Below are 21705 nucleotides of genomic sequence, written 5' to 3'. Positions count from 1 at the left end.
TCCAGTGAGGAATAACGTTCATGACATCTGCAACACCCGGGATCAGGAACGGCATTGTCGATGCCATCGGCAACACTCCTCTCATTCGCCTGAAAAAGGCCTCCGAGGAAACCGGCTGCGAAATTCTGGGTAAAGCGGAATTCATGAACCCCGGCCAGTCCGTCAAGGACCGGGCCGCACTCTTCATCATTCAGGACGCCATTAAGTCCGGTCGCCTCCAGCCCGGCGGCACCATCGTTGAAGGCACGGCCGGTAATACTGGAATCGGCCTTGCGCTGGTCGGCAATGCGCTTGGGTTCAAGACCGTGATTGTTATCCCGGAAACTCAGACCCAGGAAAAGAAAGACATGTTGCGTCTGGCCGGCGCGGAACTGATTGAAGTGCCAGCGCTGCCGTACAAGGACCCCAACAACTACGTGAAATACTCCGGTCGTCTGGCAGAAGAGCTGGCCGCCAAGGAACCCAAAGGCGCGATCTGGGCCAACCAGTTCGACAATGTTGCCAACCGTCAGGGCCATATCGAAACAACGGCGCCTGAAATCTGGGAACAGACGGACGGCAAGGTGGACGGGTTCATCTGTGCTGTCGGCACTGGCGGCACACTGGCAGGCGTGGCCATGGGCCTGCGCGAAAAGAAGAAAGACATCACCATCGGCATCGCCGATCCCATGGGGGCCGCGCTCTACAACTACTACGCCAACGGTGAACTCAAAGCCGAGGGCACGTCCATTACAGAGGGCATCGGTCAGGGTCGCATCACAGCCAACCTTGAAGGCCTCAAGGTAGATGAAGCATTCCAGATCCCGGACGAAGAAGCCCTGCCCGTCGCCTTTGACCTCCTGGAACATGAAGGCCTGTGTATGGGGTCATCAAGCGGCGTGAACGTGGCCGGTGCCATGCGCCTAGCCAAGAAGATGGGCCCCGGCCATACGATCGTGACGATCCTGTGTGACTTCGGCACCCGCTACCAGTCCAAGATGTTCAACCCGGCTTTCCTGAAGGAAAAGGGACTTCCCGTTCCTGGCTGGCTGGACAAGTAAGTGACTGCCGCACCGCATACGGATGATCCCCGGACGCTGGTGTCAGTCCAATGGGTGCGCGACCATATCTCTGATCCCCATCTGGTGCTGCTGGATGCTTCCTGGCACATGCCAGCGGCTGAGCGTGACCCGCGTGCCGAATACGGGCGCGACCATATTGCAGGCGCGCGGTTCTTCGATATCGATGCCATCAGCGATACTTCGTCACCCCTGCCCCATATGCTTCCTACGCCTGATGCCTTTGCCGCGTCAGTGGGTGGTCTTGGCATTTCGAATGCCGACCAGATTGTCATCTATGACACCGTCGGCATCTTCAGTGCCGCCAGAGCGTGGTGGATGTTTCGGGCCATGGGGCATGACAAAGTCGCCGTGATGGATGGCGGGCTTCCCGCGTGGTTGGCCTCAGGTGGCGCGACAACAGATGCCAAAGAACAATTTGAGCGTTCCACCTATGAGGCCCAGTTCAGCCCCCGCGCCGTAACGCCACTTTCTGCGATGCAGGCAGCGAGTGAGGGCGCCAGCCATGTCATTCTGGATGCGCGCCCGGCCGGACGCTTTGATGGCTCGCAGCCGGAGCCGCGGCCGGGGCTGCCCTCGGGTCACATGCCAAACGCAACAAGCCTTCCGTTTTCCAGCGTCGTTACGTCGGAGGGCTTCCTGAATGCCCCGTCCGACCTTGAGAACCTGTTCGCCGGATTGGGCGTTGGTGAAGAGATGAACATCATCACCACGTGTGGCTCTGGCGTGACGGCAGCCATCCTCACTTTGGCACTCGCACGCATAGGCGTGGAAGACACTTCGCTTTATGATGGATCCTGGACGGAATGGGGCAGCACCGACGGTTGCCCGATCGAGACCAGCTAGGACGTATTCATACGCATCGCAGGATGCAGGCTTAGGCGGGCATGGGCACCAAACACAAGACCACCGTTACCTTTCTCAGCATGGATGAGGACCCGGACAACCGGGTTCCCATACCGGCACGACGTCTGGCCTTGATGCGTAGTGTTGAGCCACCGGTGCATTACTATCGCTATCTCTATGATGCAGTAGGGCGTGACCACATCTGGGTGGACCGCAAGCGCAAGAGCGATGCGGACCTCCTGAGCATCATCCACGATGATCTGGTCGAAATTTATGTTCTTTACGTCGAGGGCTCACCAGCCGGATTTGCGGAACTGAACTTTCGTGAGCGCGGTGTATGTGAGCTAGCCTATATGGGCCTTATGCCGGAATTCGTCGGGGGCGGCCTTGGCGAATATCTGCTGGCGCAGGCGATTGAGATTGCCTGGCAGCATTCCATTACCAAACTGAAGGTGCAGACCTGCACATTGGACCACCCGCGCGCCCTCGGCCTGTATCAGCGTATGGGCTTTATGCCTTACGCTCAGACTGAGGCCGAAGTCGAAGAACTCGACTGAAACTCGATAAGGACATCACATGCGGCTGACACACATGCTGACACTCCTTGCAGGCATAGCATGCCTACCCTTTGCAGCGTTGGCCCATGAGAACCCGTTCGATTTCGGATCGAAGTATTATCAGGTTTCCGGCGTTGAAGACGGGGACACGCTGAATGTCCGTGCTGAAGCCACAGCGCGATCAGACACCATTGGTGAACTCGCGCCGGGCGCAGGACCCATTGAAGTGCTCTCTACCAAGGATGGCTGGGGGCAGATTGTCAGTCAGGAACGCAATGGCTGGGTGAGCCTCAGGTTTCTCAAAGAGGTCGACGTGCCTGTGTTGGGGGAAACGTCCCTGCCGGTCGGATTGACCTGCTTTGGAACCGAACCGTTCTGGAGCCTCAGCTTTGAAGCAGATGGGACGGCAGTTCTTGATGACATCATTCTTGATGAGCCGGCCAAGTTCGCAATTGGAACCGTCCAGTCAGCCGCAGCACGCTTCCATGTGACGTGGATCAAACTCAGACAAAGCGTCGAGGACCGCGGCAATGCGCTGATCCGCCGAAGCGCCTGTTCCGACGGGATGTCGGACGCGCTGTATCCCTACTCGGCAGATATCTCTGTTGATATTGGGCAGGACGAACAACGCATTTTTACCGGCTGTTGCTCGTTACCCGGTCCCGACCAGCTGCGACGCTAGTGCAGGATCTGGCTAAGGAATAGCTTGGTCCGGTCGCTTTGAGGGTTTGAGAAGAACTGCTCAGGTTCGTTCATCTCAACGATCTGACCTTCATCCATGAAGATGATGCGGTTGGCGACGGTGCGGGCAAAGCCCATTTCGTGGGTCACCACAAGCATGGTCATGCCGTCTTCGGCGAGCGACACCATCACGTCGAGCACTTCTTTGATCATCTCAGGATCAAGGGCAGACGTCGGCTCATCAAACAGCATGATGCGCGGGTTCATGCACAGCGAGCGGGCGATGGCCACACGCTGCTGCTGACCACCTGACAACTGCCCGGGATATTTGAGTGCCTGCTCTGGAATCTGCACGCGCTCCAGATATTCCATCGCCAACTCTTCCGCCTTCTTGCGCGGCATGCGGCGGACCCAGATGGGAGCAAGTGTGCAATTGTCCAGCACCGTCATGTGCGGAAAGAGATTGAAGTGCTGAAACACCATGCCGACTTCGCGGCGGATTTCATCCACTCGCTTGAGGTCGTCCGTCAGCTCGATGCCATCAACAACAATGCTGCCCTTCTGGTGCTGCTCCAGACGATTGATGCAGCGGATCAGGGTGGATTTGCCCGAGCCCGACGGCCCGCAGATGACGATGCGCTCGCCACGATGAACCGTGAGGTCAATGTCGCGCAGGACGTGGAAATCGCCGTACCACTTGTTCATGCCGTTGATCTCAATCGCCTTGTCGGACGAGACCGACATGCGAGAGGAATCTGCGGCACCTTTTTCAGGCAGGACTGGTGCGTCCGTTTTTGGGCTGTCAGTCATTACGGTGTCCCGTATCTAGGCGGCGCTCCATGTAGCGCGAATATTGCGACATGCCGGAGCATATGACGAAGTAGATCATGGCCGCGAACACATAGCCCGTGATGGCTGTCTGCGGCGTTGACCACTCTGGATCGGTGAAGTTGAGCTGGATGATGCCCAAAAAATCGAACAGGCCGATAATGAGCACCAGCGTCGTATCCTTGAAGAGGGCAATGAAAGAATTGACGATGCCGGGGATCACGGTCTTGAGGGCCTGAGGCAGGATGACGAAGACCATCATCTTCCAGTAGTTGAGACCCAGCGCCTGAGCCCCCTCATATTGGCCGCGCGGCACGGCCTGCAATCCGCCACGCACCACTTCAGCCATGTAGGCCGATGAGAACAGGGCAACGGCCACAAGGCAGCGCAGGAGTTTGTCGAAGGTCACGCCCTCGGGCAGGAACAGCGGCAGCATGACACTGGCCATGAACAGCACCGTGATAAGCGGCACGCCGCGCCATATCTCGATAAAGCCGATGCAAAGCATGCGAATGATCGGCATCTCTGATCGACGGCCCAGAGCCAGCAGAATGCCAAGCGGCAGCGATGCAACAATGCCGGTGATGGCAACCACCAAGGTTACGAGCATGCCACCCCAGAAGGATGTCTCGACTTCTACAAGGCCAAACGTGCCGCCGGTGAGCAGCAGGAACGCAATCACCGGATAGGGCACCAGCAGATAAATCGCATTCCACAGCTTGTATGGCACCGATGGAATAAGCATCGGAATAAGGCCCGCAACGCCCAGGAAGAAGGTCCAGTCAACGCGCCAGCGCTCTTCCAGTGGATAGCGGCCATAGATGAACTGATCCATCTTGGCATCAATGAATGGCCAGCAGGCACCAGCCCCGTCGCGCAGGCAGGCCTCGCGTCCGTCTCCGGTAAACGTCGCACTGAACAGCGCCCAGTCGAGGACCGAGGGGACAATCAGATAAAGCAGGTAAGCGCCAAGAAGCGTCAGGAGCGTATTGCTGACTGACGAGAACAGGTTCGCCTGCATCCACGCGATGACACCCTTCGTGCGTCCGGGAGGCGGCAGCGCGGGTTTGGTCTCGGTGCGGACAAAGGCTTGCATGTGATGTGCGTCTGACATGGCCTAGCGCTCCACCAGCGCAATGCGCGAATTGTACCAGTTCATCAGTATGCTGGTGATGATTGAGAGCGTCAGATAGACCGACATGGTGAGGAACAGGATTTCAACCGCCTGCCCCGTCTGGTTCAGCACCGTGCCTGCAAAGACCGACACGAGGTCGGGATAGGCAATGGCGACGGCAAGAGACGAATTCTTGGTCAAATTCAAATACTGGCTGGTGAGCGGCGGAATGATCACCCGCATGGCCTGGGGGATGATCACCAGACGCATGGTCGGGCCAGGTTGAATGCCAAGCGCATAGGCGGCTTCTGTCTGGCCTTTGTTCACGGACTGGATGCCGGAACGCACATTCTCAGCAATGAAGCCAGCGGTGTAGATCGACAGGGCAAGAACCAGAGAGATGAACTCAGGGATCATTACAATGCCGCCGCGGAAGTTGAAGCCTTTCAAAGCGGGATAGTCGAATGTCAGCGGCATGCCGAGCAAGAGAAACACTGCCAGTGGGAGGCCGACAATCAGGCCCAGTGACCAGTAGAGCACGGGGAAAGGTTGCCCGGTCTGTTCACGCCGCTTGCGCGCCCACCGCGCAATGAAGAACGAGGCAGCAATGCCGATAGCCACAAGAATAAGGACAAGGCCAAACCCGTCCCCACCTTCCGGTCTTGGGAAATAAATACCCCGGTTGTTAACGAACACGCTGTCGAGAAAATTCAGGCTCTCGCGTGGACCCGGGACCGCACGCAGGACGCCGAAATACCAGAAGAACAGATGCAGCAGCAGCGGGATGTTGCGCATCACTTCCACATAGGCGACGCATATCTGACGGATGAGCCAGTTGCGTGACAGGGATCCGATGCCAACCAGGAAGCCAATGACAGTCGCGAGGATGATGCCGAAGAACGCGACAATCAGGGTGTTGAACAGACCAACAAAAAATGCCCGCCCGTAACTGGATTCCTCAGTGTATTCGATCAGCGTCTGGACGATGCCAAAGCCGGCTGTCGTATCCAGGAACCCAAAGCCCGACGCGATGTTTGCGCGCTCAAGATTACTGACCGCATTGGTCCAGAACTCAACGCCGATCCAAACGACCACAAGCAGCGTCAGCAATTGATAGACGATGCCACGCACGCGCGGGTCGTTCACCAATGATGCCTTGGCCTGAGGTCGGGCCTGGGGTCGACCTTGTTGTTTGGAGGAAGTAGCTATGGTGGGATCTGTCATTCAGTTGCAAGCATACATAAAAACGGCGCGCCGATCTCTCATTGGATATCGGCGCGCCATGTCTTGTTTGGTATCAGCGTCTAGCGAACTGGGATGGCGTATTGAAGGCCGCCGTCCGTCCACAACGCGTTTTGCCCTCGGGCAAGGCCAAGTGGCGTGTTGACGCCAAGGTTGCGCTCAAAGCTCTCGCCGTAGTTGCCCGCGGCCTTGATTGCGTTGTAGGCCCAGTCATTGGACAGACCCAGAGCGTCACCAAAGGCGCCTTCGGTTCCCAGCAGCCGCTTGATCTGCGGATTTTCGCTGGACTTCATTTCATCAAGATTGGCGGACGTCACGCCAAGCTCTTCAGCAGCAACAAGTGCATTGAGCGTCCAGCGGACAATGTCGAGCCATTGATCGTCGCCCTGACGAACGGCTGGCCCAAGCGGCTCCTTAGAGATGATGGTGTCGAGGATGACATGGGCATCCGGCTCGGTGAGCTTGAGGCGCTGGGCAGCAAGGCCGGAGACATCTGTTGTGTACACGTCGCAGCGGTTGGCGTTGTACGCGGCCACAACCTCATCAGCCTTTTCAAAGGCGAGGATCTTGTACTCAAGATTGTTGGACCGGAAGAAGTCAGCAACATTCAGCTCGGTTGTCGTGCCGGTGTTTGTGCACAAAGTCACGCCATCTAGTTCAAGCGCGTCTGTCACGCCGACAGATTTACGGACCATCAGGCCCTGACCGTCATAGTAGTTCACACCGGCAAAGTTGACCCCAAGCGACGTGTCGCGATCGAGGGTCCAGGTTGTGTTGCGCGACAGAACATCAATCTCACGAGACTGAAGTGCCGTAAATCGCTCCTTGGCGGAGAGCGGCGTAAACCGAACAGCGCTGGCATCCCCGAAGATGGCAGCAGCAACAGCACGGCAGAAATCCACATCAAGGCCTGTCCACTCGCCGGTGGCATCCGGATTGGAGAAGCCGGGAAGCCCCTGGCTCACCCCACACTGCAAATGGCCTTTTGCCTTTACGGCAGCCAGCGTGGCTCCCGCATCGGCGGGCTGTGCGGCAGCACCGTGAACAGACATTAATCCAAACGCCAGACCGGCAAGACCGGCCAGAGCAGGACGCCCAAGGGCACGAATGGTGGTGGGAATCATACGAATCTATCCTCACAGTCGAATTCTGGGTACTGGATGTACCGCACGCGGCGATTTTTGCCAGCATTTGTGCCAGTGTAGCATTCCTCAAGGCCTCGGCTAGAGGCTTGGCGCAACATCTGTGTCATGGCTGGAAAAGCCGTATTTGGCCGTTGGAACCAAAGTGGGTGCGATGAAAGAAAAGACCAAAATAGTTCACGCCGGACGGGACCCGAAATCAAATCACGGTGCCGTCAATCCGCCTGTCTATCATGCCTCCACCATCCTCTATCCGACCTATGAGGATCTGAAGCACCCCAAGACGCGCGTGCAATATGGTCGTCGCGGGACGCCCACCGTCTTTGCGCTGGAAGACGCCATCATGGCGCTTGAGGGAGGTGCTGGGTGCGCAATCGTGCCCTCAGGCCTGAATGCATGCACCACCGCCCTGCTCGCCTTCCTGAGCTCCGGCGACCATCTGTTGATGACGGACAGCGCCTACGGACCGACACGCAATTTCTGCAATACGTTCCTGAAACGCATGGGCGTCGAGACGACTTACTACGACCCGACGATCGGCGCTGATATCGCATCCCTCATGACCGACCGAACCACGGTGGTTTTTGTGGAGAGCCCCGGCTCCTTGACCTTTGAAGTGCAGGACATTCCGGCGATTGCAGAAGTGGCGCATGCAAACGGCGCAAAGGTCATTCTCGATAACACCTGGGCATCGCCCTTGTTCTTCAAGCCCTATGAGCATGGGGTAGATGTCTCCATCCAAGCGGCCACAAAATATGTGGTTGGCCATGCCGACACGATGTTGGGAACGATCACCGCGAATGAAGAATGCTGGCCCCTGCTTCATGCCGCTCGGGGCGAACTTGGCTTGTGCGCCGGGCCGGACGACATCTATCTGGCGTTGCGTGGCCTGCGCACATTGGATGTTCGGTTAAAGCAGCACATGAAGCAGGGCATTGAGCTGGCCACCTGGCTGGGTGAGCGCGACGAGGTTTCCCATGTGCTTCATCCAGCCCTTCCCTCACATCCACAGCATGACATCTGGGCGCGGGATTTTCTGGGCGCCAGTGGCCTCTTCTCGGTTGTGCTGAATCCGGTTGAGGAACCCGCGCTGGCAGCAATGCTGGATGGTCTTGAGTTGTTCGGCATGGGCTACTCATGGGGCGGCTTTGAAAGTCTTGTTGTCCCCTCTAATCCGGGCCGATATCGCACGGCGACCCAATGGGACACCCCTGGTCGCCTGCTGCGTTTCCATGCCGGCCTTGAAGATATGGATGATCTGAAAACTGATCTGGACAAGGGGTTTGCACGCCTCAGGGCTGCCGGATGATCCGCGCTACCGTCCTTGCTCTGCTGATTGCTATCGGTTCGTCCCTGCCCTCAAAAGCAGATACGCCGCTTTTGATTTTTGCGGCCGCAAGCATGACCAACGCGGTGCAGGAGATGGCCGACGCCTTTGAAGCTGCCGGATATGGCCCGACCATTACGGTGTTTGATTCAACATCGCGGGCGGCCCGACAGATACAGCAAGGGGCGCCTGCACATGTTTTCATTTCCGCAAATTCCCAGTGGGCGGAATGGCTGGTTGCCTGCGGCATTGGCGACAAGGCATCGCGCCGCGCCATTGCAGGCAATGAATTGGTCCTGATTGGTTCACGTCCCGACGAAGACAGTACCATTGCATCAGGTAAGGCACCGTTCGGCCCGGACCATTCCGGGCTGAGCCGCGGGCGCATAGCCATCGCGGACCCTATCGGTGTGCCCGCAGGGGTCTATGCCCGCGAGGCTCTCATGGCAGTTAAGGCATGGCAACTTGTGCAGGACCGGCTTGTGCAGGGCGATACTGTTCGCACGGTGCTGAACTGGGTGAGGACCGGCACAGCGCCCGTTGGCATTGTCTACGCCACAGACGCTGCAATCGTGGACGACGTTGATGTGTTGGCCACGATACCTGACACACTGCACGGACCGATTGTCTATGAGGCGCTCGCGGTCACCAGCGCGACATCCAAGGCGTATGATTTCCTGGCCTTTCTTAGCAGCCCGGAAGGCAGCACAATCCTGATGTCCCATGGGTTTGCGACACCCCCTGATGCCAATCCGTCAGATGGCTCCCATCCAGAAGCAGAATGCGGGTAGTCAACACATGTGGGGCATAACCGACGCAGAGCTTCAGGCGCTCACGGTCTCTTTGACGGTCGCAGGCATTGGCCTGCTGGTGTCAATGCCGTTCGCTCTGCTCACCGGCTGGGCGCTGGCCCGCTGGCAGTTCTGGGGCAAGACGGCCCTCGACATTATTGTGCATCTGCCGCTCGTCATGCCGCCGGTGGCCCTTGGCTATCTCCTGCTTCTGGCACTGGGGCCACGTGGGCCGATCGGTGAACCGCTCCAGTCATGGTTCGGGATCAATCTTGCGTTCTCATGGTCCGGGGCTGTGATTGTGGCAGCCGTCAGCGGTTTTCCTCTGGCCGTTCGTGCCATTCGCATTTCGGCTGAGAATGTTGAGGAGCGGTTGTTGCAGGCGGCCCGCACGCTTGGCCAGTCGCCCTTTGGCGCCTTCGCGACCATTGCGCTGCCGTTGATGGTTCCCGGAATAGTGGCCGGTGGCGTACTGGCCTTTGCCCGCGCGCTTGGAGAGTTTGGGGCCACCATCACCTTTGCGGCATCCATTCCGGGCGAGACGCGGACACTGCCCCTTGCCCTTTATACTTTTTTGCAAATGCCGGGTGGCGAACAGGCCGCATTGCGCGTTCTCATCCTATCGGTAACTGTTGCTGTTGCAGCGCTGGTTGCATCTGAATATCTCGTGCGCCGCTCCGCCCGGCAGCGATAAAGGGAAGTTGAATTTATGGATATCAAGTCGGAGATTTCAGGCAAGGTCTGGAAGATTGAAGCCACCCCGGGCACGTCCGTGGAAGAAGAAGATGCGATCATCATTCTGGAATCCATGAAGATGGAAATTCCCGTTGCCGCGCCGAAGGACGGCAAGGTCACTGAAATTCTGGTCGAAGAAGAAGAACTGGTCGAAGAAGGCCAGGTTGTTGCGCGGATGGACGTCTAGGCCAATTCTCAAGAGGGGCATCAACATGCGTATACGGGCACTCACTGCCATTCCATCTTTGATACTGGCGATCATGCTGGCGCCGGCCACCGCACACGCAGACTTTTCAGCCGAAGCAGAAGCAGGTGAAAAGCTGGCACAGAACCTTTGTTCGTCCTGTCATGCGTTGGAGGCCGATGGCCTGTCGCCCAATGATGCGGCACCAAACTTCCATGAACTCGTGCTTGCCTATCCAGCGGACCATCTGGCGGAAGGATTTGCCGAAGGCATTGTCGTTGGAACGGACGCCCATGTGGGCATGCCGCAGTTCCAGCTGGATGCCACCCAGATTGATAATCTGATTGCGTATCTGGAAACGATCCTTCCACCGCCGCCCGTGCCGCACGACGACATAGATGAAGGCGACGTGATCGACTACTAGGCTGCGTCTTCTCCGAACAGGCGCGCGAGATATGGCGTGAGAAATAGACCATTCGGGTCAAGCCGCCTGCGCACTTCCTGGAAATCATCCCAGTGTGGATAAAGCGGAGCCAGCTCACGCGCCGTAAGCGTGTGCAACTTGCCCCAGTGCGGGCGGCCGCCATAGTTGCGGAAGATGGCTTCGGCGCCATCAAACAGACGCCGGTAATCCTGCTTCGCATATTGGTGGATTGAGATCGATACGCTGTCACGCCCCTGGAACGGACTCAGCCAGATGTCGTCGCCCTGAATGGTGCGATACTCAATCGGGAAGATGAAGTTGCCGCCGCGCTTGCGCATATGCTCGGCGAGTTCCTGAACGCAGTCCGTCCCGCTGGCCAGCGGGACGGAGAATTCCATTTCATTGAAGCGAACATCCCTATCACTGGGGAATGCCTGATAGGCATGGCGGACTTTCGCCTTTTGTGAAAACTCATCCGCGCCCATGTATCGGGCACCGGCATTGTTGGTCAGGAACCGCTGCAACGGTCCGCGCATGAAGGGCGCAAAGCGGCTGATCTCGCACGCGGCCACCATGGCGAACTGTTCCATGCCGCCCCCACCATCACGCGGCGGACGTGCAGGTTCGTCAGTGGTGTTCAGGAATTTGACCAGAACATCGTCGGCAAACGGGAACCAGAAGAACTCAAAGTGCCGGTTGTCATTCACCAGGCTGTCCATCTGCGCCATGACCTCTGTCACAGCCATCCGGCCCCCGGTCTCCCGCAGGGAGTAAGCCGGAAGGCACTGCAGATCGAACTCGGTCAGAATGCCCAGCGTGCCCAGCGAGACGCGGGCCGCATTGAAGACATCAGTGTTTTCATCGGCAGAGCACGACACGATGCTGCCATCCGCTGTCGCAACACGCACACCAGCCACTTGAGATGACACTGAGCCAAGGGCCAGGCCTGTGCCATGGGTGCCTGTAGAGATGGCGCCAGCAATTGACTGGCGGTTGATGTCACCCTGATTGGCGAGCGCCAGTCCCGCGTCAAGAAGCGGCGCGCCGAGATTGTGAATCTTTGTGCCGGCTTTGACCCGTGCCCTGCCGGTTGATGTATCTGCAGACACCAGCCCTTCATGGCCATCGATATCGATCATCGTGCCGTCTGTAATGACGATGGGCGTAAATGAGTGTCCGGTACCCGGCGCACGAACAGGACCCCTGCCCTGACCCGCTGCCTCCACAATCGCTGCAGAAATCTCGGCTTCGCTATTGGCAGTCACGAGGTTGGAGGGTGCGCATGTCAGCGCCCCTGACCAGTTGGTCCACACGGCATTCTTTTGCTGGATACTCATCGGGCCCGCACTGCGCCTCTTTGTTTGATCACGTTCGTGCAAAGCATGTTCGACATTCGCTCAGGATGCAATCGACTGGCGGGTGATTTGGCCAAAGAAAAAGCCCCCCGGACACTGCGTCCGAGGGGCTTTCTTTAGGCTCTCGATGTTCGGTGGTTTACCGAACGCCACGGCGGCGCAGGGCTGCCGGGTCGAGGTTGTCTTCGCTCAACTCATCATATGTGTAGTTGATTTCACGTTCCTGGTTCTTCAGGCCCTGGACGTTGTAGTAGTCCGCCTGAATGTCATAGGTGACGTCTGAGTTGTTCCAGCAAGTTGGCACATCGTAGTAGTTCAGGATGTGACCTTCCTGGACGCGCCACAGCTGACCACGGCTGTCAAACATTTCGCCGGTGACCATGTTGTAGGTGTCTTCGTCAAATGACTTCACACGACGTGTGTAGATGTGACGCTGACCTTCACGGATCTTGGCTTCAACGGTCCACACGCGGTGCAGTTCGTAGCGAAGAAGATCCTGATTGAGGGACGCTGGCTGCAGCATCTGGTCATAGGTGTTGGCTGGGTTTGCCCACTTGTAAGAGTTGTACGCAATGTACTTCTCGGACTTGCCCTGCATGGTCCAGGTGTAACGGTCAGGTGACCCGTTGAAGAGGTCAAACTGGTCCGTTGTCTGTCGACCATCAGCGTATGACTGCGGGTTGTCATAAGCCACTGTTGGTGCACGACGCACACGCTTGGTGCCCGGGTTGTACTGCCACGCGTTACGCGCACCCTTCACCTGGTTGATGGTTTCGTGCACGAGCAGCAATTCACCGGCACGACGAGACGGTGCAATCACCGTCTGCAGGTACTTGAGTGAAATGTTGTTCAGGCTATCGAAGTTGGGGATGTCCGGGTTTGAATAGGTGAACACCACTTCGTCATACACCGTAATCGGTGTGAAGTTGGCATTGCCGTCCGGAGCGATGGACGCGAACTGACGGTTCAGCTTGTAACCGCGATACCGCAGATTGTGGTTCCAGGCGAGCTGAACAGCTTCTGTTGGAATTGGGAATGGTGCACCGATTGTGGCGTTTGCCACACCGTTACCATCGGCAACCAGCTCACTGTTGAGAGCGTTCTGCTTGATGGCGGCATTCACAAAGTCCGGATAGGAGCAATTGCGGCGTGATGGGTACACGATCATCTTGTAGCCGGCGATGTCGTCAAGCAAAGCGGCATGGGTGCCGGTCAGCTTGTCGGCATACTCAGCCTTGTTCTCAGATGTAATCGTGAACAGCGGCGCATCATCGGCATACGGATCAGCGTAAAAATCGCCTGCCGTGTGAGCCGGCGCATTTGCTAGCGGCTCCCAAGCTGGGATTGTGCCGTCGGCATTGCCTGCCTTTTCGGCGCCGATTGGCGTCAGGGTTGTGCCGAGCTTGTCGGCTTCAGCCTGGCTCACGCCTGCAACTGCAGGGACGGCAAATGCCGACGCTGTCAGCAGCGCGGCAATCGCACCAGTGCTGGTGTTAAAAACTGAACTCATTGTTGGTCCTCCTTGTGGGCCCCCAAATTGGCCTGTCCGCGTTTGGCGGACACCCCACATTCTGCGGGTAGTAAAGCCATCACCGACCTGAACAGAAACTATCTGAACAAGATCAATCCGGATGCTGCAGAAATCCAGCGTCCTTCAATTTCAAAGAGTGACATAGCACGGAACGCCAACAAATGAAGATGAATTACGCGAAAGGTGACTACGCAAAAACTGAATAACCCCCCACGTAAACCATGGTGTTGCCCAGCATCTCTCTTTAAATCGGTTCAAATGCCCTGGCAGCATCCACACCCTTCTTGATCTGATCATTTGTCAGCTTGGGTGTAAGGGCTTCAATCGCCTCCGCCGGGTATTTGGGGAAGCCGTTGTCGTTGGAGAGGATGTAGTACATGTAGGCCTTGATGACGTCCTTTTCGACGCCCTCGCCTTCTTCATACAGAACGCCGACATTGTACTGGCTGGCCGCGTGGCCGCGCAGGGCGCCCTGCTCGAACCATTTGGCAGCTTCCACACGGTCCTGCTCAACCCCAAAGCCCCAGTCATAGGCACTGCCAAGGTCACCCATGGCGCGTCCGTCGCCCATATCAGCTGCGCGACGCAGCCACTTCAAGCCTTCATCAAAGCTGTGGGACACTGATTGCCCATCCATGTAGGCAGCGCCGATCCGGTAAGCAGCGCCCGCATCGCCGGCTTCAGCTGCTTCTTCCCAGACCACAAGCGCTTCGGGGTAAAGCCCGCGCTTATAGAGTCCAAGACCACCGTCTTCGGTCCGCTCGGCTTCTCGAACGACGCGGGCAATGGCATCCTCATCACCCACAGCGAGTGGACGCGGCGCATCTGCTTTTTCGGTTGCAGCTGTTGCCTCAAGTGCCTCCGCCTCACCGGCCGCCGCATCAAGCGCTGGAGCCTTGGCGTCTGCCATACCGACCCAGATCAGCGCGCCCAGTGCCAACACACCGGCGACAGCCAGAATCTGAAGAGATGGCCCGTTTTCCATTGATGCGGCTTTTGTGTCCGCAGAGCGTTTCGTCATTCTGTCTTCTCCCAAACAGACGCCGGGGAACAGCGCCGCTATCGGGTAATTTGATACCCGTATTGTTGTATATTCAATATCTAGGGTGAAAACGTGGCTGAGCCACCTGTGATGACGCAAGTTACACTTCCGTCAGGTGGCTCACAGTTGTGTGTGATGCCCTTCTGAACGAGCATTCACCATATTGGCCAGATTATTTCGATATGTCGCTTGTTGGGAGGTCTTCTCCCGCGCATGCCTAACGAGCACTTTGTCGAAAGTACTTTATGCCTGCAGCAATCATCCTCAAACTCATGGGGAGCAAGACGTAAGATATCACCGGCACGATCAACCCGACTGAGAGCAACGTTACAATCAGGCTATCATTTGTAACATTGTCCATGATCCATGGCGGAATGAAGTAGACCAATGGGAGCAATCCGATAAATGTTAGAAAGGCCACCAAGTGCGGGCTTGGTTGCCCATCATCACTATGACTACTCATCCGATTGGCGCGCAAAATGGCTGTTCATGACGTAGCCGTACTTCGTCGTGTACGCAGCAAGGACACCACCCAAGGCTTCACCGTGTTCGCTGCGCCAATCGTTCATGATTTCGGCCAACACCGACGCCCAGGTAGTGACCTTCACACCAGCCTGCGCCAGCCGGTGGATGGTCACCTCTTGAACCGTTTTGTTCCAGGTACCTGAGGCATCAATTACTGCGTATACGTCATAGCCTTCAGCAATTGCGGATAACGCTGGAAACAGAAGGCAAACGTCAGTGACAATACCAGCCATGATGATTTTCTGTCGGCCAGTCTTCTCGATTGCTTCGCGATAGGCCTTACTGTCCCAAGCATTGATTTGACCTTCACGCTCAATGACCTTGGCCTCCAGAATTTCGACGATTTCCGGCATCACTGGCCCGTTGGGGCCCTCCGGCAGGCTTGCCGTGACAACTGATGGCAGCCCGATCGTTTTTGCAATGTTCGAAAGAGCAAGAATGTTATTCTTCAGGACGGTTGGGTGTTCATCGCCAAGTCCAACCATTAGGCCTGTTTGATGGTCGATCATTGTAAGGACCGCATTGTGCGGTGTGAGAAACTCTGAGTAGTTGGATTTAGCCATATCGGCACCCTTCTGAGGTCAGTTAGTTGTTGGTATGAATGAGGATGAGCTGAGCCAATTCGCCAGCCTGAAACTCGATGCCGTCGGTGCGCATAAGAGTTCGGGCATTTACCGCCTGCCCGTTTGCGGTACCGCTACCCTTGCTGAGGTAGGCCATGACCTCGCCATGATGTGAGAAAGTCTGACCCGCCGTTGCGTTCACGATTTTGATCTGCGTTTTGCTGTAAAAGCGATCGTTTTGGTCGTTCGGGCCACCATAGACATGTGCGTGGTCGCCCATCTTTGGTGTGTAGGATTTGTAGCCTGCCGGTTCACCTGGTTCGTCAGGTGCTACCCAGATTTGGATCATGTGGTTTTGTGTATCGTCGGGATTAATCTCGTTGTGCGAAAAACCTTCAGCGCCCGCTCGCTGCACCTGAACCATGCCAGCCTCCAATGCCTGACCGTGTTCCATCGACCCAGCGTGTGAAATTCGCCCGTCGACCATCACAGAGATCACATCGATCTCATGGTGTGGGTGGAGTCCCGTTTCGCCTTTCGGCATGAAGTTGGCGTCTGCCAAATAGACAAAATTTCCAATGCCATCTGCCGTCCCGGCTCCTTTGCGCGCGCCAAACACCCGCTGATCCATTACAAATCGACGTTCGCGAAGCCCCGCAAAGCCACCTTGTGGCAGGTCTTCAAACTTCAGAATTTCCATATCGATCACCTAAAACTACGGTCGGTAGTGAGGTATCTATCGATGTGTCATTGTGAGATAAAGGGACGAGATAGAGATGTTTTGATCCATTATTGATAACAATAAAATGAATCTGGAAGACATACTGACTTTTGCCGAAGTGCTGGACAGCGGAAGCTTTACGGCGGCTGCACACGTTCTTGGAATGCCGAAGTCGAATGTCAGCCGGAGCATCTCCAGGCTGGAAAAGGCTCTGGGTGTACGCCTGATTGAACGAACGACACGCAGCCTCCAGCCGACCGAGATCGGCCGGGCATACTATGCTCATGCTGTGCGTGTGAAAGATGAGCTTGAGGCAGCAAATGCGTCAATTGAGCAGTTCACGATATCCCCAAGAGGCCGGCTTCGGGTTTGCACGTCTGTGACCGTGGGCCAAAATCTGCTCTCCCCTCACCTCGGGACGTTTGCGAAAACATATCCTGACGTGAAGATCGACCTCCAATTGACCAACCGGCGGGTTGATCTTCTTGAAGAGGGTTTCGACGTCGTCATCCGGGTTGGCGAAATGGCGGATTCAAATCTGATTGCCGCTCGGCTTTGCACCAAGCAGATGGGGCTTTATGCGTCATCTGACTATCTCAAGACCGCCCATCCGTTGACGAAGCCGGACGATCTTGAGGGGCACTCCTGTCTGCACATGAATGCCGTCGATAAGCGCGCAAGATGGAGCCTTCAATCGCCATCGGGAGACATCGAATTTGCGTTCAAGCCACAAATCGCGTGCGATGACTTCAATGTTTTACGCCAACTCGCTTTGGACGGCGCGGGCGTTGCTCTGCTTCCGGATTACCTGGCAGAGGGTTTTGTTCGCCGCGGAGAGCTAAAACGCGTTCTTAGTGATTGGACTGGCGGCCAGGTGGACTTCTTTACAGTTGTCCCAAGTCGGAGAGGTATAACGCCCAAGGTAAGGGCGTTCCTCGATCACCTGCATGCAAATTGCTAGTTGTGGTGAAGTTTTTAGTGCTGGCGCGCCCGGCAGGACTTGAACCTGCAACCTACGGCTTAGAAGGCCGTTGCTCTATCCAGTTGAGCTACGGGCGCAAAACGCGAAGCAGGACAGTCAGACTGATCGCTAATGCGTCCAGTTACCGTCCACGCGATCTGATCTGAAATTGTCGGAGTAGGCCTTTGGGCGGGCAGCCCGTGGCTGCGGCTCAAACACCTGATAGGCAATCTTGTGCCGCTCGGCATAAGCGACCGCTTCTTCCTTGCTGGAGAACTTCAGCTGAAGCTGGCCGTTCATGTCGCCTGAACTGGTCCAGCCCATGAGCGGATCAATCTCGCGAGCGCTTTCCGGCTCATAGTCCAAAAACCACAGATTGGTCTTTGCGGTGCCAGACTGCATGGCCGTTTTGGCCGGCTTGTAAATGCGCGCCACCATGATGCTTTGGTACCCTGTAGAAGTTCGTTTTACCTGTGAGCCTGTATGGCGGAAACAAACCCGCCAGATCAAGCCATTTGATTGGGCAATTGCCCATTTCACTCCGACAGCATTGGCTGTCAGGCTGACATTCTGGCCTTGATGATATCGGACAATGTGCTGGTCAACTCGGCCTCGACATTCAGCGGTTGTTTTTTCAGTTCCGGCGCCCGGATCGCGAGTTCCGCGATAACGTCGGGTGGCGGAGAGGCGAACTGCTGCAGACCGATGGCCAGCGCAGACGCCCGGGTGATCAGCGTCGTGCCCACGCCCTCTTCCAGCCCACCAGCGCGCTCGATCGTGGCGCCGACTTCAACCATGCGCGACATCAACTGGCGTTTGAAGTCCACCAGCGCCTCAATGCCTGCGCCCGGTTCAAGCTGTGTAAACAGCAGGCTCAGCAGAGACAGCAAAGCGTGCTGACCAAGCAACGCTCCGCTCAGCACTTTCGCAATATGATCCGCAGACTGACGGTCTCCCTGCAGACCTTCTTCAATGGTGTCGTAACAGGCGTCCAGCTTGTGCATCAGCACCGCGAGAAAAAGCGCTTCCTTGCTTGGGTAGTAGAGATAGACAGTGCCCTTGGCGAGGCCGGCGCGCTTGGCAATCTGCAGCATGGTGATGTCGTGATAGGAGGCATCCACCAGGGCTGCTTCTGCCGCCTGCAACAAGGCCTCTGCCCGCGCCTGTTTGGCTTCAGGTGCCCGTGCTTTTGGCGTGCCAGACCGTCCCGCAGCTGTTGCTGTGGAGGACGTCACCTTTTCTGCGGCTGTTGCCGGAGGGGTCACAATTATCGCCTTTCACCAAGTCTGGCCGTCTGGGAAACCCGATTCCCAGTAAACCCTAAGCCTTAAGATATGACCCGCGCCCGCAGACACCAAGCTCTGCGATAGTGACATATCGGCCTAAGAGAGCCCGGTTTTACAAAAACAATGTGGAATATCAAGCCTGTAGCGGTCATCTGAGCCCAAACCCACAATTTTTGGTCAGATTTTGGTCATGTGGCGATGAGAAAGGCGCAACGATATAGGGCCAGGCTGCCCGTCAGATAGCTTCAATTATGTGAAAAATGGTCGGGGCAAGAGGATTCGAACCTCTGACCCCCTGTTCCCAAAACAGGTGCGCTACCGGGCTGCGCCATGCCCCGACCGAGCTAAAACAATCAGCGAAATACCGCCATTTGCGTCAGCGAGGCGGGACATTGGCTCAACAGGCCCGCTCCTGCAAGCCCATTAAAGCCCAAATCTCATTTTCCTTACTTTTTCTTGTGTCGGGGCATCAATTTGAAGACCCCCGTGGCGTGCAGAATGGGCCGCGAACCGACCGAGACATGAGCCTCCACAAAGGCAACGGATCGTGTCGCCCGGGTCACCGTGGCCGTTCCTTCCACCCAGTCGCCGACCTTGGCGATAGACAGGAAGTCAGCATTCAGACGAATGGTAAGGCCGACAATCTGCGTGTGCCGCCAGACCGCAGTGCCCATCAGACCATCCGCAAAGGCAGTCACCAGGCCGCCATGGACGATTCCCATGCCGTTGCAGTGCTGCTCTGCGGCGCGGAAGCCATGCAGGAAGCTGCCATCATCATCAATGCGATGAAAGAACGGTCCGTTGTGGGTCGTAAACGGCCCGCGATTGGTGCTCTCCTCAAAGCCTTGCGGCGGATTGGGAGCGGTCTGGTCAGCCAGATCAGCTTTGGTTGGTGATGTCATCACGCGGGAATATCGCAGCTGATGCCGGGTGTCACCCGTCACCTGGTGTGGCCGGGCTCTCGAAAAGGGGGTGCGATACCCTGTCGCCGACCTTGATGCTGATCCGTTTCGCTGTGCCCGCATTGACCTCAAAGACAGCCGACGCAGGGTAACGCGACGAAACAATCGCCTCTGAATAAGGTACCGTATTCTCAGCCACGCTGACGATGCGTCCGTTTGGATCGATGAAAATCATATCAAGAGGCAGTGGTGTGTTGCGCATCCACATGGTGATGACGCGCGGGGTCTCAAAATCAAAGAGCATGCCGGCGTCCAAAGCCAGGTCTTCACGAAACATCAGTCCCGTACGACGGCGCTCTTCAGTATCGGCAAGCTCTACCTTGAAGCCATGAACACCCGTTGAGGTCTCGATGGTGAGACTCTCGGCGGCGGTTTCATGTGAAGGATCTGGTTCTGCGCATGCTGCAAGGCCTGTGACAGCAAGTGTTGCCGCAAGCAGCATAGCTGCAAGGTTACGCATACAAAGGACCTGCAAAATCAGTTGAGACAGCGGTGAGTGCTAATCAAGCAACTCGATGGTGGCGACCATAAGGCCTTTGTCGCCTTCGCCAAACCGCACCTGAACTTGCTGCCCCTGGCGCAATTCACGAATGCCTGCTTCGCGCAGTGTTTCCATGTGCACAAAGATGTCCGGCGTGCCGTCTCCGCGGGTGACAAAACCATAGCCCTTGGCCCGGTTGAACCACTTGACCGTGGCTGTCTCCTGATCCCCAACGGCAACAACACGCGGTGCCCGCGACTCGCCATTACTTTTTGGTGTGTCTGTTTGAACCGGAGCAGCAACAGCTGTGCTGTCATCTACTTCAAGAACGCGAAGGGCCTGTGTGCCCTTGGGCCGCTTGACGGCCTCGCATTCGACCGTGGCCCCTTCCCGTGCTGCATCAAGTCCCGCCTGCTTGAGACAGGACATATGCAACAACACGTCCGCCGAACCGTCTTCGGGGACAATGAAGCCATAGCCTTTGGTTGTGTCGAACCACTTGACGACGCCCGTCACTCTGAACGCGAGCTCTGCGTCGCTTGCGGCCTCTCCCTGAACCTGCATCTGCGTTTCCGCCACCCTGACCCCCGGCGTTTTCGCGCTTCTATTACGGCCTATTCTTACGGTCTTTTGTACATGCCGCTTTTGTTTTCGGGCGCCCTTTGTCGGGTCACCTCGTTACTTATGTGCGTCAAGATAACACACTCGAAAAGTGGGGAGAAGTGTCTGCGAAATTTTCCGAGCATTTGGTGCTCGGTTCGGGCGGTTTCTTTCGCTTTTTCGTCCGGTTCTGCTGGTCAACTGCACCTGCGCGCATTATCAAAGATGACAACGGGCCCTTTGAGCCTGCTTTGGGGAGCGATCTGAAAACACAATGTTGCGCGGTCTTATCTTGGCGCTTGGGTTGTTTGGTCTGTGGCTGCTGCTGTCAGGCGTCTACAAGCCATTGTGGATCGGCCTTGGAGCCGGATCTGCCATTGCTGTCACCTTCCTGATTGCCCGAATGGATGTTCTTGATTCGGAAGGTGTGCCCAATCAGATGCGGTTTGGCACCATGCGGTATTGGGGCTGGTTGCAGGCGGAGATCGTCAAAGCCAACATCGCGGTCACGAAGATTCTTCTGGCGCCGCGGCTGAAAATTTCTCCCGCCATTGTCCGGGTCACGCCCACCCAAGTAAGCGATATCGGTCGGGTCACCTTTGCCAACTCTATCACTCTGACGCCGGGCACGGTGACCATTGATGCGGATGGCAAGGACTTCATTGTGCACGCCATTGATGATTCTTTTGCTGACGTGGAAGCGCTGGCTGATATGGATCGCCGCGTCACCGCGATCGAAAATCGATAGG

25 protein-coding genes and 2 tRNA genes are annotated in these 21705 nt (G+C 56.8%); 11 read left to right on the top strand and 16 right to left on the bottom strand.

Annotated elements, in window-relative coordinates; translation table 11 throughout:
• Nucleotides 1-20 precede the first annotated feature (20 nt).
• From ABXH05_RS11830 to ABXH05_RS11815, 4 genes are read left to right on the top strand one after another with little or no spacing between them, the layout of a single operon-like run.
• A complete protein-coding gene (locus tag ABXH05_RS11830; RefSeq protein ID WP_353561185.1) occupies nucleotides 21-1040 on the top strand; it encodes a cysteine synthase A in 1020 nt (339 codons plus the stop codon).
• Nucleotides 1041-1904: a 3-mercaptopyruvate sulfurtransferase gene (sseA, locus tag ABXH05_RS11825; protein WP_353561184.1), complete on the top strand. Its 864-nt coding sequence runs from the start codon at nucleotides 1041-1043 to the stop codon at nucleotides 1902-1904.
• A 41-nt stretch (nucleotides 1905-1945) separates the two neighbouring features.
• Nucleotides 1946-2461, top strand: coding sequence for a GNAT family N-acetyltransferase (locus ABXH05_RS11820; RefSeq protein ID WP_353561183.1), 516 nt, complete (start codon nucleotides 1946-1948; stop codon nucleotides 2459-2461).
• Between the two features lie 19 nt (nucleotides 2462-2480).
• Nucleotides 2481-3143 (top strand): SH3 domain-containing protein, encoded by a 663-nt coding sequence (locus ABXH05_RS11815; protein ID WP_353561182.1) that lies wholly within the window; start codon nucleotides 2481-2483, stop codon nucleotides 3141-3143.
• Here the strand turns inward: ABXH05_RS11815 and ABXH05_RS11810 are convergent.
• The 4 genes from ABXH05_RS11810 to ABXH05_RS11795 all read right to left on the bottom strand — a co-directional run bounded on the left by ABXH05_RS11810 (nucleotide 3140) and on the right by ABXH05_RS11795 (nucleotide 7378).
• Entirely contained in the window at nucleotides 3140-3952 is an 813-nt protein-coding gene (locus tag ABXH05_RS11810; RefSeq protein WP_353561181.1) for an amino acid ABC transporter ATP-binding protein, read from the bottom strand. The genes ABXH05_RS11815 and ABXH05_RS11810 overlap by 4 nt on opposite strands.
• Nucleotides 3945-5084 carry an amino acid ABC transporter permease gene (locus ABXH05_RS11805; RefSeq protein ID WP_502947737.1) on the bottom strand — a complete coding sequence of 380 codons (1140 nt, stop codon included), beginning with the start codon at nucleotides 5082-5084 and terminating at the stop codon, nucleotides 3945-3947. Before ABXH05_RS11805 ends, ABXH05_RS11810 begins: the two co-directional genes overlap by 8 nt.
• 3 nt (nucleotides 5085-5087) lie before the next feature.
• Entirely contained in the window at nucleotides 5088-6308 is a 1221-nt protein-coding gene (locus tag ABXH05_RS11800) for an amino acid ABC transporter permease (RefSeq protein ID WP_461495155.1), read from the bottom strand.
• An 80-nt stretch (nucleotides 6309-6388) separates the two neighbouring features.
• A complete protein-coding gene (locus ABXH05_RS11795) occupies nucleotides 6389-7378 on the bottom strand; it encodes an amino acid ABC transporter substrate-binding protein (RefSeq protein WP_353562386.1) in 990 nt (329 codons plus the stop codon).
• Nucleotides 7379-7622: 244 nt separating this feature from the next.
• Between ABXH05_RS11795 and metC the strand changes: the two genes are divergently transcribed.
• Genes metC through ABXH05_RS11770 form a run of 5 tightly spaced genes read left to right on the top strand, consistent with a single transcriptional unit; the run spans nucleotide 7623 to nucleotide 10929 of the window.
• Nucleotides 7623-8777, top strand: a complete 1155-nt coding sequence (gene metC / locus ABXH05_RS11790; RefSeq protein ID WP_353561179.1) for a cystathionine beta-lyase — start codon at nucleotides 7623-7625, stop codon at nucleotides 8775-8777.
• The gene (gene modA, locus ABXH05_RS11785; RefSeq protein WP_348140616.1) at nucleotides 8774-9586 is read left to right on the top strand and encodes a molybdate ABC transporter substrate-binding protein; all 813 of its coding nucleotides are present in this window, start codon (nucleotides 8774-8776) and stop codon (nucleotides 9584-9586) included. Before metC ends, modA begins: the two co-directional genes overlap by 4 nt.
• Nucleotides 9540-10280, top strand: a complete 741-nt coding sequence (gene modB, locus ABXH05_RS11780; RefSeq protein ID WP_497889760.1) for a molybdate ABC transporter permease subunit — start codon at nucleotides 9540-9542, stop codon at nucleotides 10278-10280. The genes modA and modB overlap by 47 nt, the downstream gene beginning before the upstream one ends.
• A gap of 15 nt (nucleotides 10281-10295) precedes the next feature.
• Nucleotides 10296-10508 (top strand): acyl-CoA carboxylase biotin carboxyl carrier protein subunit, encoded by a 213-nt coding sequence (locus ABXH05_RS11775; RefSeq protein WP_348140620.1) that lies wholly within the window; start codon nucleotides 10296-10298, stop codon nucleotides 10506-10508.
• Nucleotides 10509-10533: 25 nt separating this feature from the next.
• Nucleotides 10534-10929 (top strand): c-type cytochrome, encoded by a 396-nt coding sequence (locus ABXH05_RS11770; protein ID WP_353561178.1) that lies wholly within the window; start codon nucleotides 10534-10536, stop codon nucleotides 10927-10929.
• Here ABXH05_RS11770 and ABXH05_RS11765 read toward each other — a convergent pair.
• The 5 genes from ABXH05_RS11765 to ABXH05_RS11745 all read right to left on the bottom strand — a co-directional run bounded on the left by ABXH05_RS11765 (nucleotide 10926) and on the right by ABXH05_RS11745 (nucleotide 16645).
• Nucleotides 10926-12266 (bottom strand): D-arabinono-1,4-lactone oxidase, encoded by a 1341-nt coding sequence (locus ABXH05_RS11765; RefSeq protein ID WP_353561177.1) that lies wholly within the window; start codon nucleotides 12264-12266, stop codon nucleotides 10926-10928. The two genes, ABXH05_RS11770 and ABXH05_RS11765, sit on opposite strands and share 4 nt — an antisense overlap.
• Nucleotides 12267-12423: 157 nt before the next feature.
• Nucleotides 12424-13794: a DUF1329 domain-containing protein gene (locus tag ABXH05_RS11760; RefSeq protein WP_353561176.1), complete on the bottom strand. Its 1371-nt coding sequence runs from the start codon at nucleotides 13792-13794 to the stop codon at nucleotides 12424-12426.
• 265 nt (nucleotides 13795-14059) lie between these two features.
• Entirely contained in the window at nucleotides 14060-14836 is a 777-nt protein-coding gene (locus ABXH05_RS11755) for a tetratricopeptide repeat protein (RefSeq protein WP_353561175.1), read from the bottom strand.
• 476 nt (nucleotides 14837-15312) lie between these two features.
• Entirely contained in the window at nucleotides 15313-15945 is a 633-nt protein-coding gene (locus ABXH05_RS11750) for an isochorismatase family protein (RefSeq protein WP_353561174.1), read from the bottom strand.
• Nucleotides 15946-15967: 22 nt separating this feature from the next.
• A complete protein-coding gene (locus tag ABXH05_RS11745; protein WP_353561173.1) occupies nucleotides 15968-16645 on the bottom strand; it encodes a pirin family protein in 678 nt (225 codons plus the stop codon).
• 106 nt (nucleotides 16646-16751) lie between these two features.
• Here ABXH05_RS11745 and ABXH05_RS11740 point away from each other — a divergent pair, with 106 nt between their 5' ends.
• Entirely contained in the window at nucleotides 16752-17627 is an 876-nt protein-coding gene (locus ABXH05_RS11740; RefSeq protein WP_353561172.1) for a LysR family transcriptional regulator, read from the top strand.
• Nucleotides 17628-17648: 21 nt separating this feature from the next.
• On the opposite strand, the gene ABXH05_RS11735 is transcribed toward ABXH05_RS11740, so the two are convergent.
• From ABXH05_RS11735 to ABXH05_RS11705, 7 genes are all read right to left on the bottom strand, one after another.
• Nucleotides 17649-17725: transfer RNA gene (locus tag ABXH05_RS11735), tRNA-Arg, on the bottom strand.
• Between the two features lie 31 nt (nucleotides 17726-17756).
• The gene (locus ABXH05_RS11730) at nucleotides 17757-18065 is read right to left on the bottom strand and encodes an ETC complex I subunit (RefSeq protein WP_348140632.1); all 309 of its coding nucleotides are present in this window, start codon (nucleotides 18063-18065) and stop codon (nucleotides 17757-17759) included.
• A gap of 119 nt (nucleotides 18066-18184) precedes the next feature.
• Nucleotides 18185-18892: a TetR/AcrR family transcriptional regulator gene (locus tag ABXH05_RS11725; RefSeq protein WP_353561171.1), complete on the bottom strand. Its 708-nt coding sequence runs from the start codon at nucleotides 18890-18892 to the stop codon at nucleotides 18185-18187.
• A gap of 282 nt (nucleotides 18893-19174) precedes the next feature.
• A tRNA-Pro gene (locus ABXH05_RS11720) sits at nucleotides 19175-19251 on the bottom strand.
• 108 nt (nucleotides 19252-19359) lie between these two features.
• Complete coding sequence (locus ABXH05_RS11715) at nucleotides 19360-19815, bottom strand: PaaI family thioesterase (protein ID WP_353561170.1); 456 nt, start codon at nucleotides 19813-19815, stop codon at nucleotides 19360-19362.
• 31 nt (nucleotides 19816-19846) lie between these two features.
• A complete protein-coding gene (locus ABXH05_RS11710; protein WP_353561169.1) occupies nucleotides 19847-20335 on the bottom strand; it encodes a DUF192 domain-containing protein in 489 nt (162 codons plus the stop codon).
• A gap of 39 nt (nucleotides 20336-20374) precedes the next feature.
• Nucleotides 20375-20920 (bottom strand): cold-shock protein, encoded by a 546-nt coding sequence (locus ABXH05_RS11705; protein WP_353561168.1) that lies wholly within the window; start codon nucleotides 20918-20920, stop codon nucleotides 20375-20377.
• Between the two features lie 310 nt (nucleotides 20921-21230).
• Here ABXH05_RS11705 and ABXH05_RS11700 point away from each other — a divergent pair, with 310 nt between their 5' ends.
• Nucleotides 21231-21704, top strand: coding sequence for a Na+/H+ antiporter subunit E (locus ABXH05_RS11700; protein ID WP_353561167.1), 474 nt, complete (start codon nucleotides 21231-21233; stop codon nucleotides 21702-21704).
• Nucleotide 21705: the final 1 nt, after the last annotated feature.

The sequence above is a fragment of the Pyruvatibacter sp. HU-CL02332 genome (assembly GCF_040362765.1).
Lineage (GTDB): Bacteria > Pseudomonadota > Alphaproteobacteria > CGMCC-115125 > CGMCC-115125 > Pyruvatibacter.
This window is presented reverse-complemented; position numbering and strand designations above follow the sequence as displayed.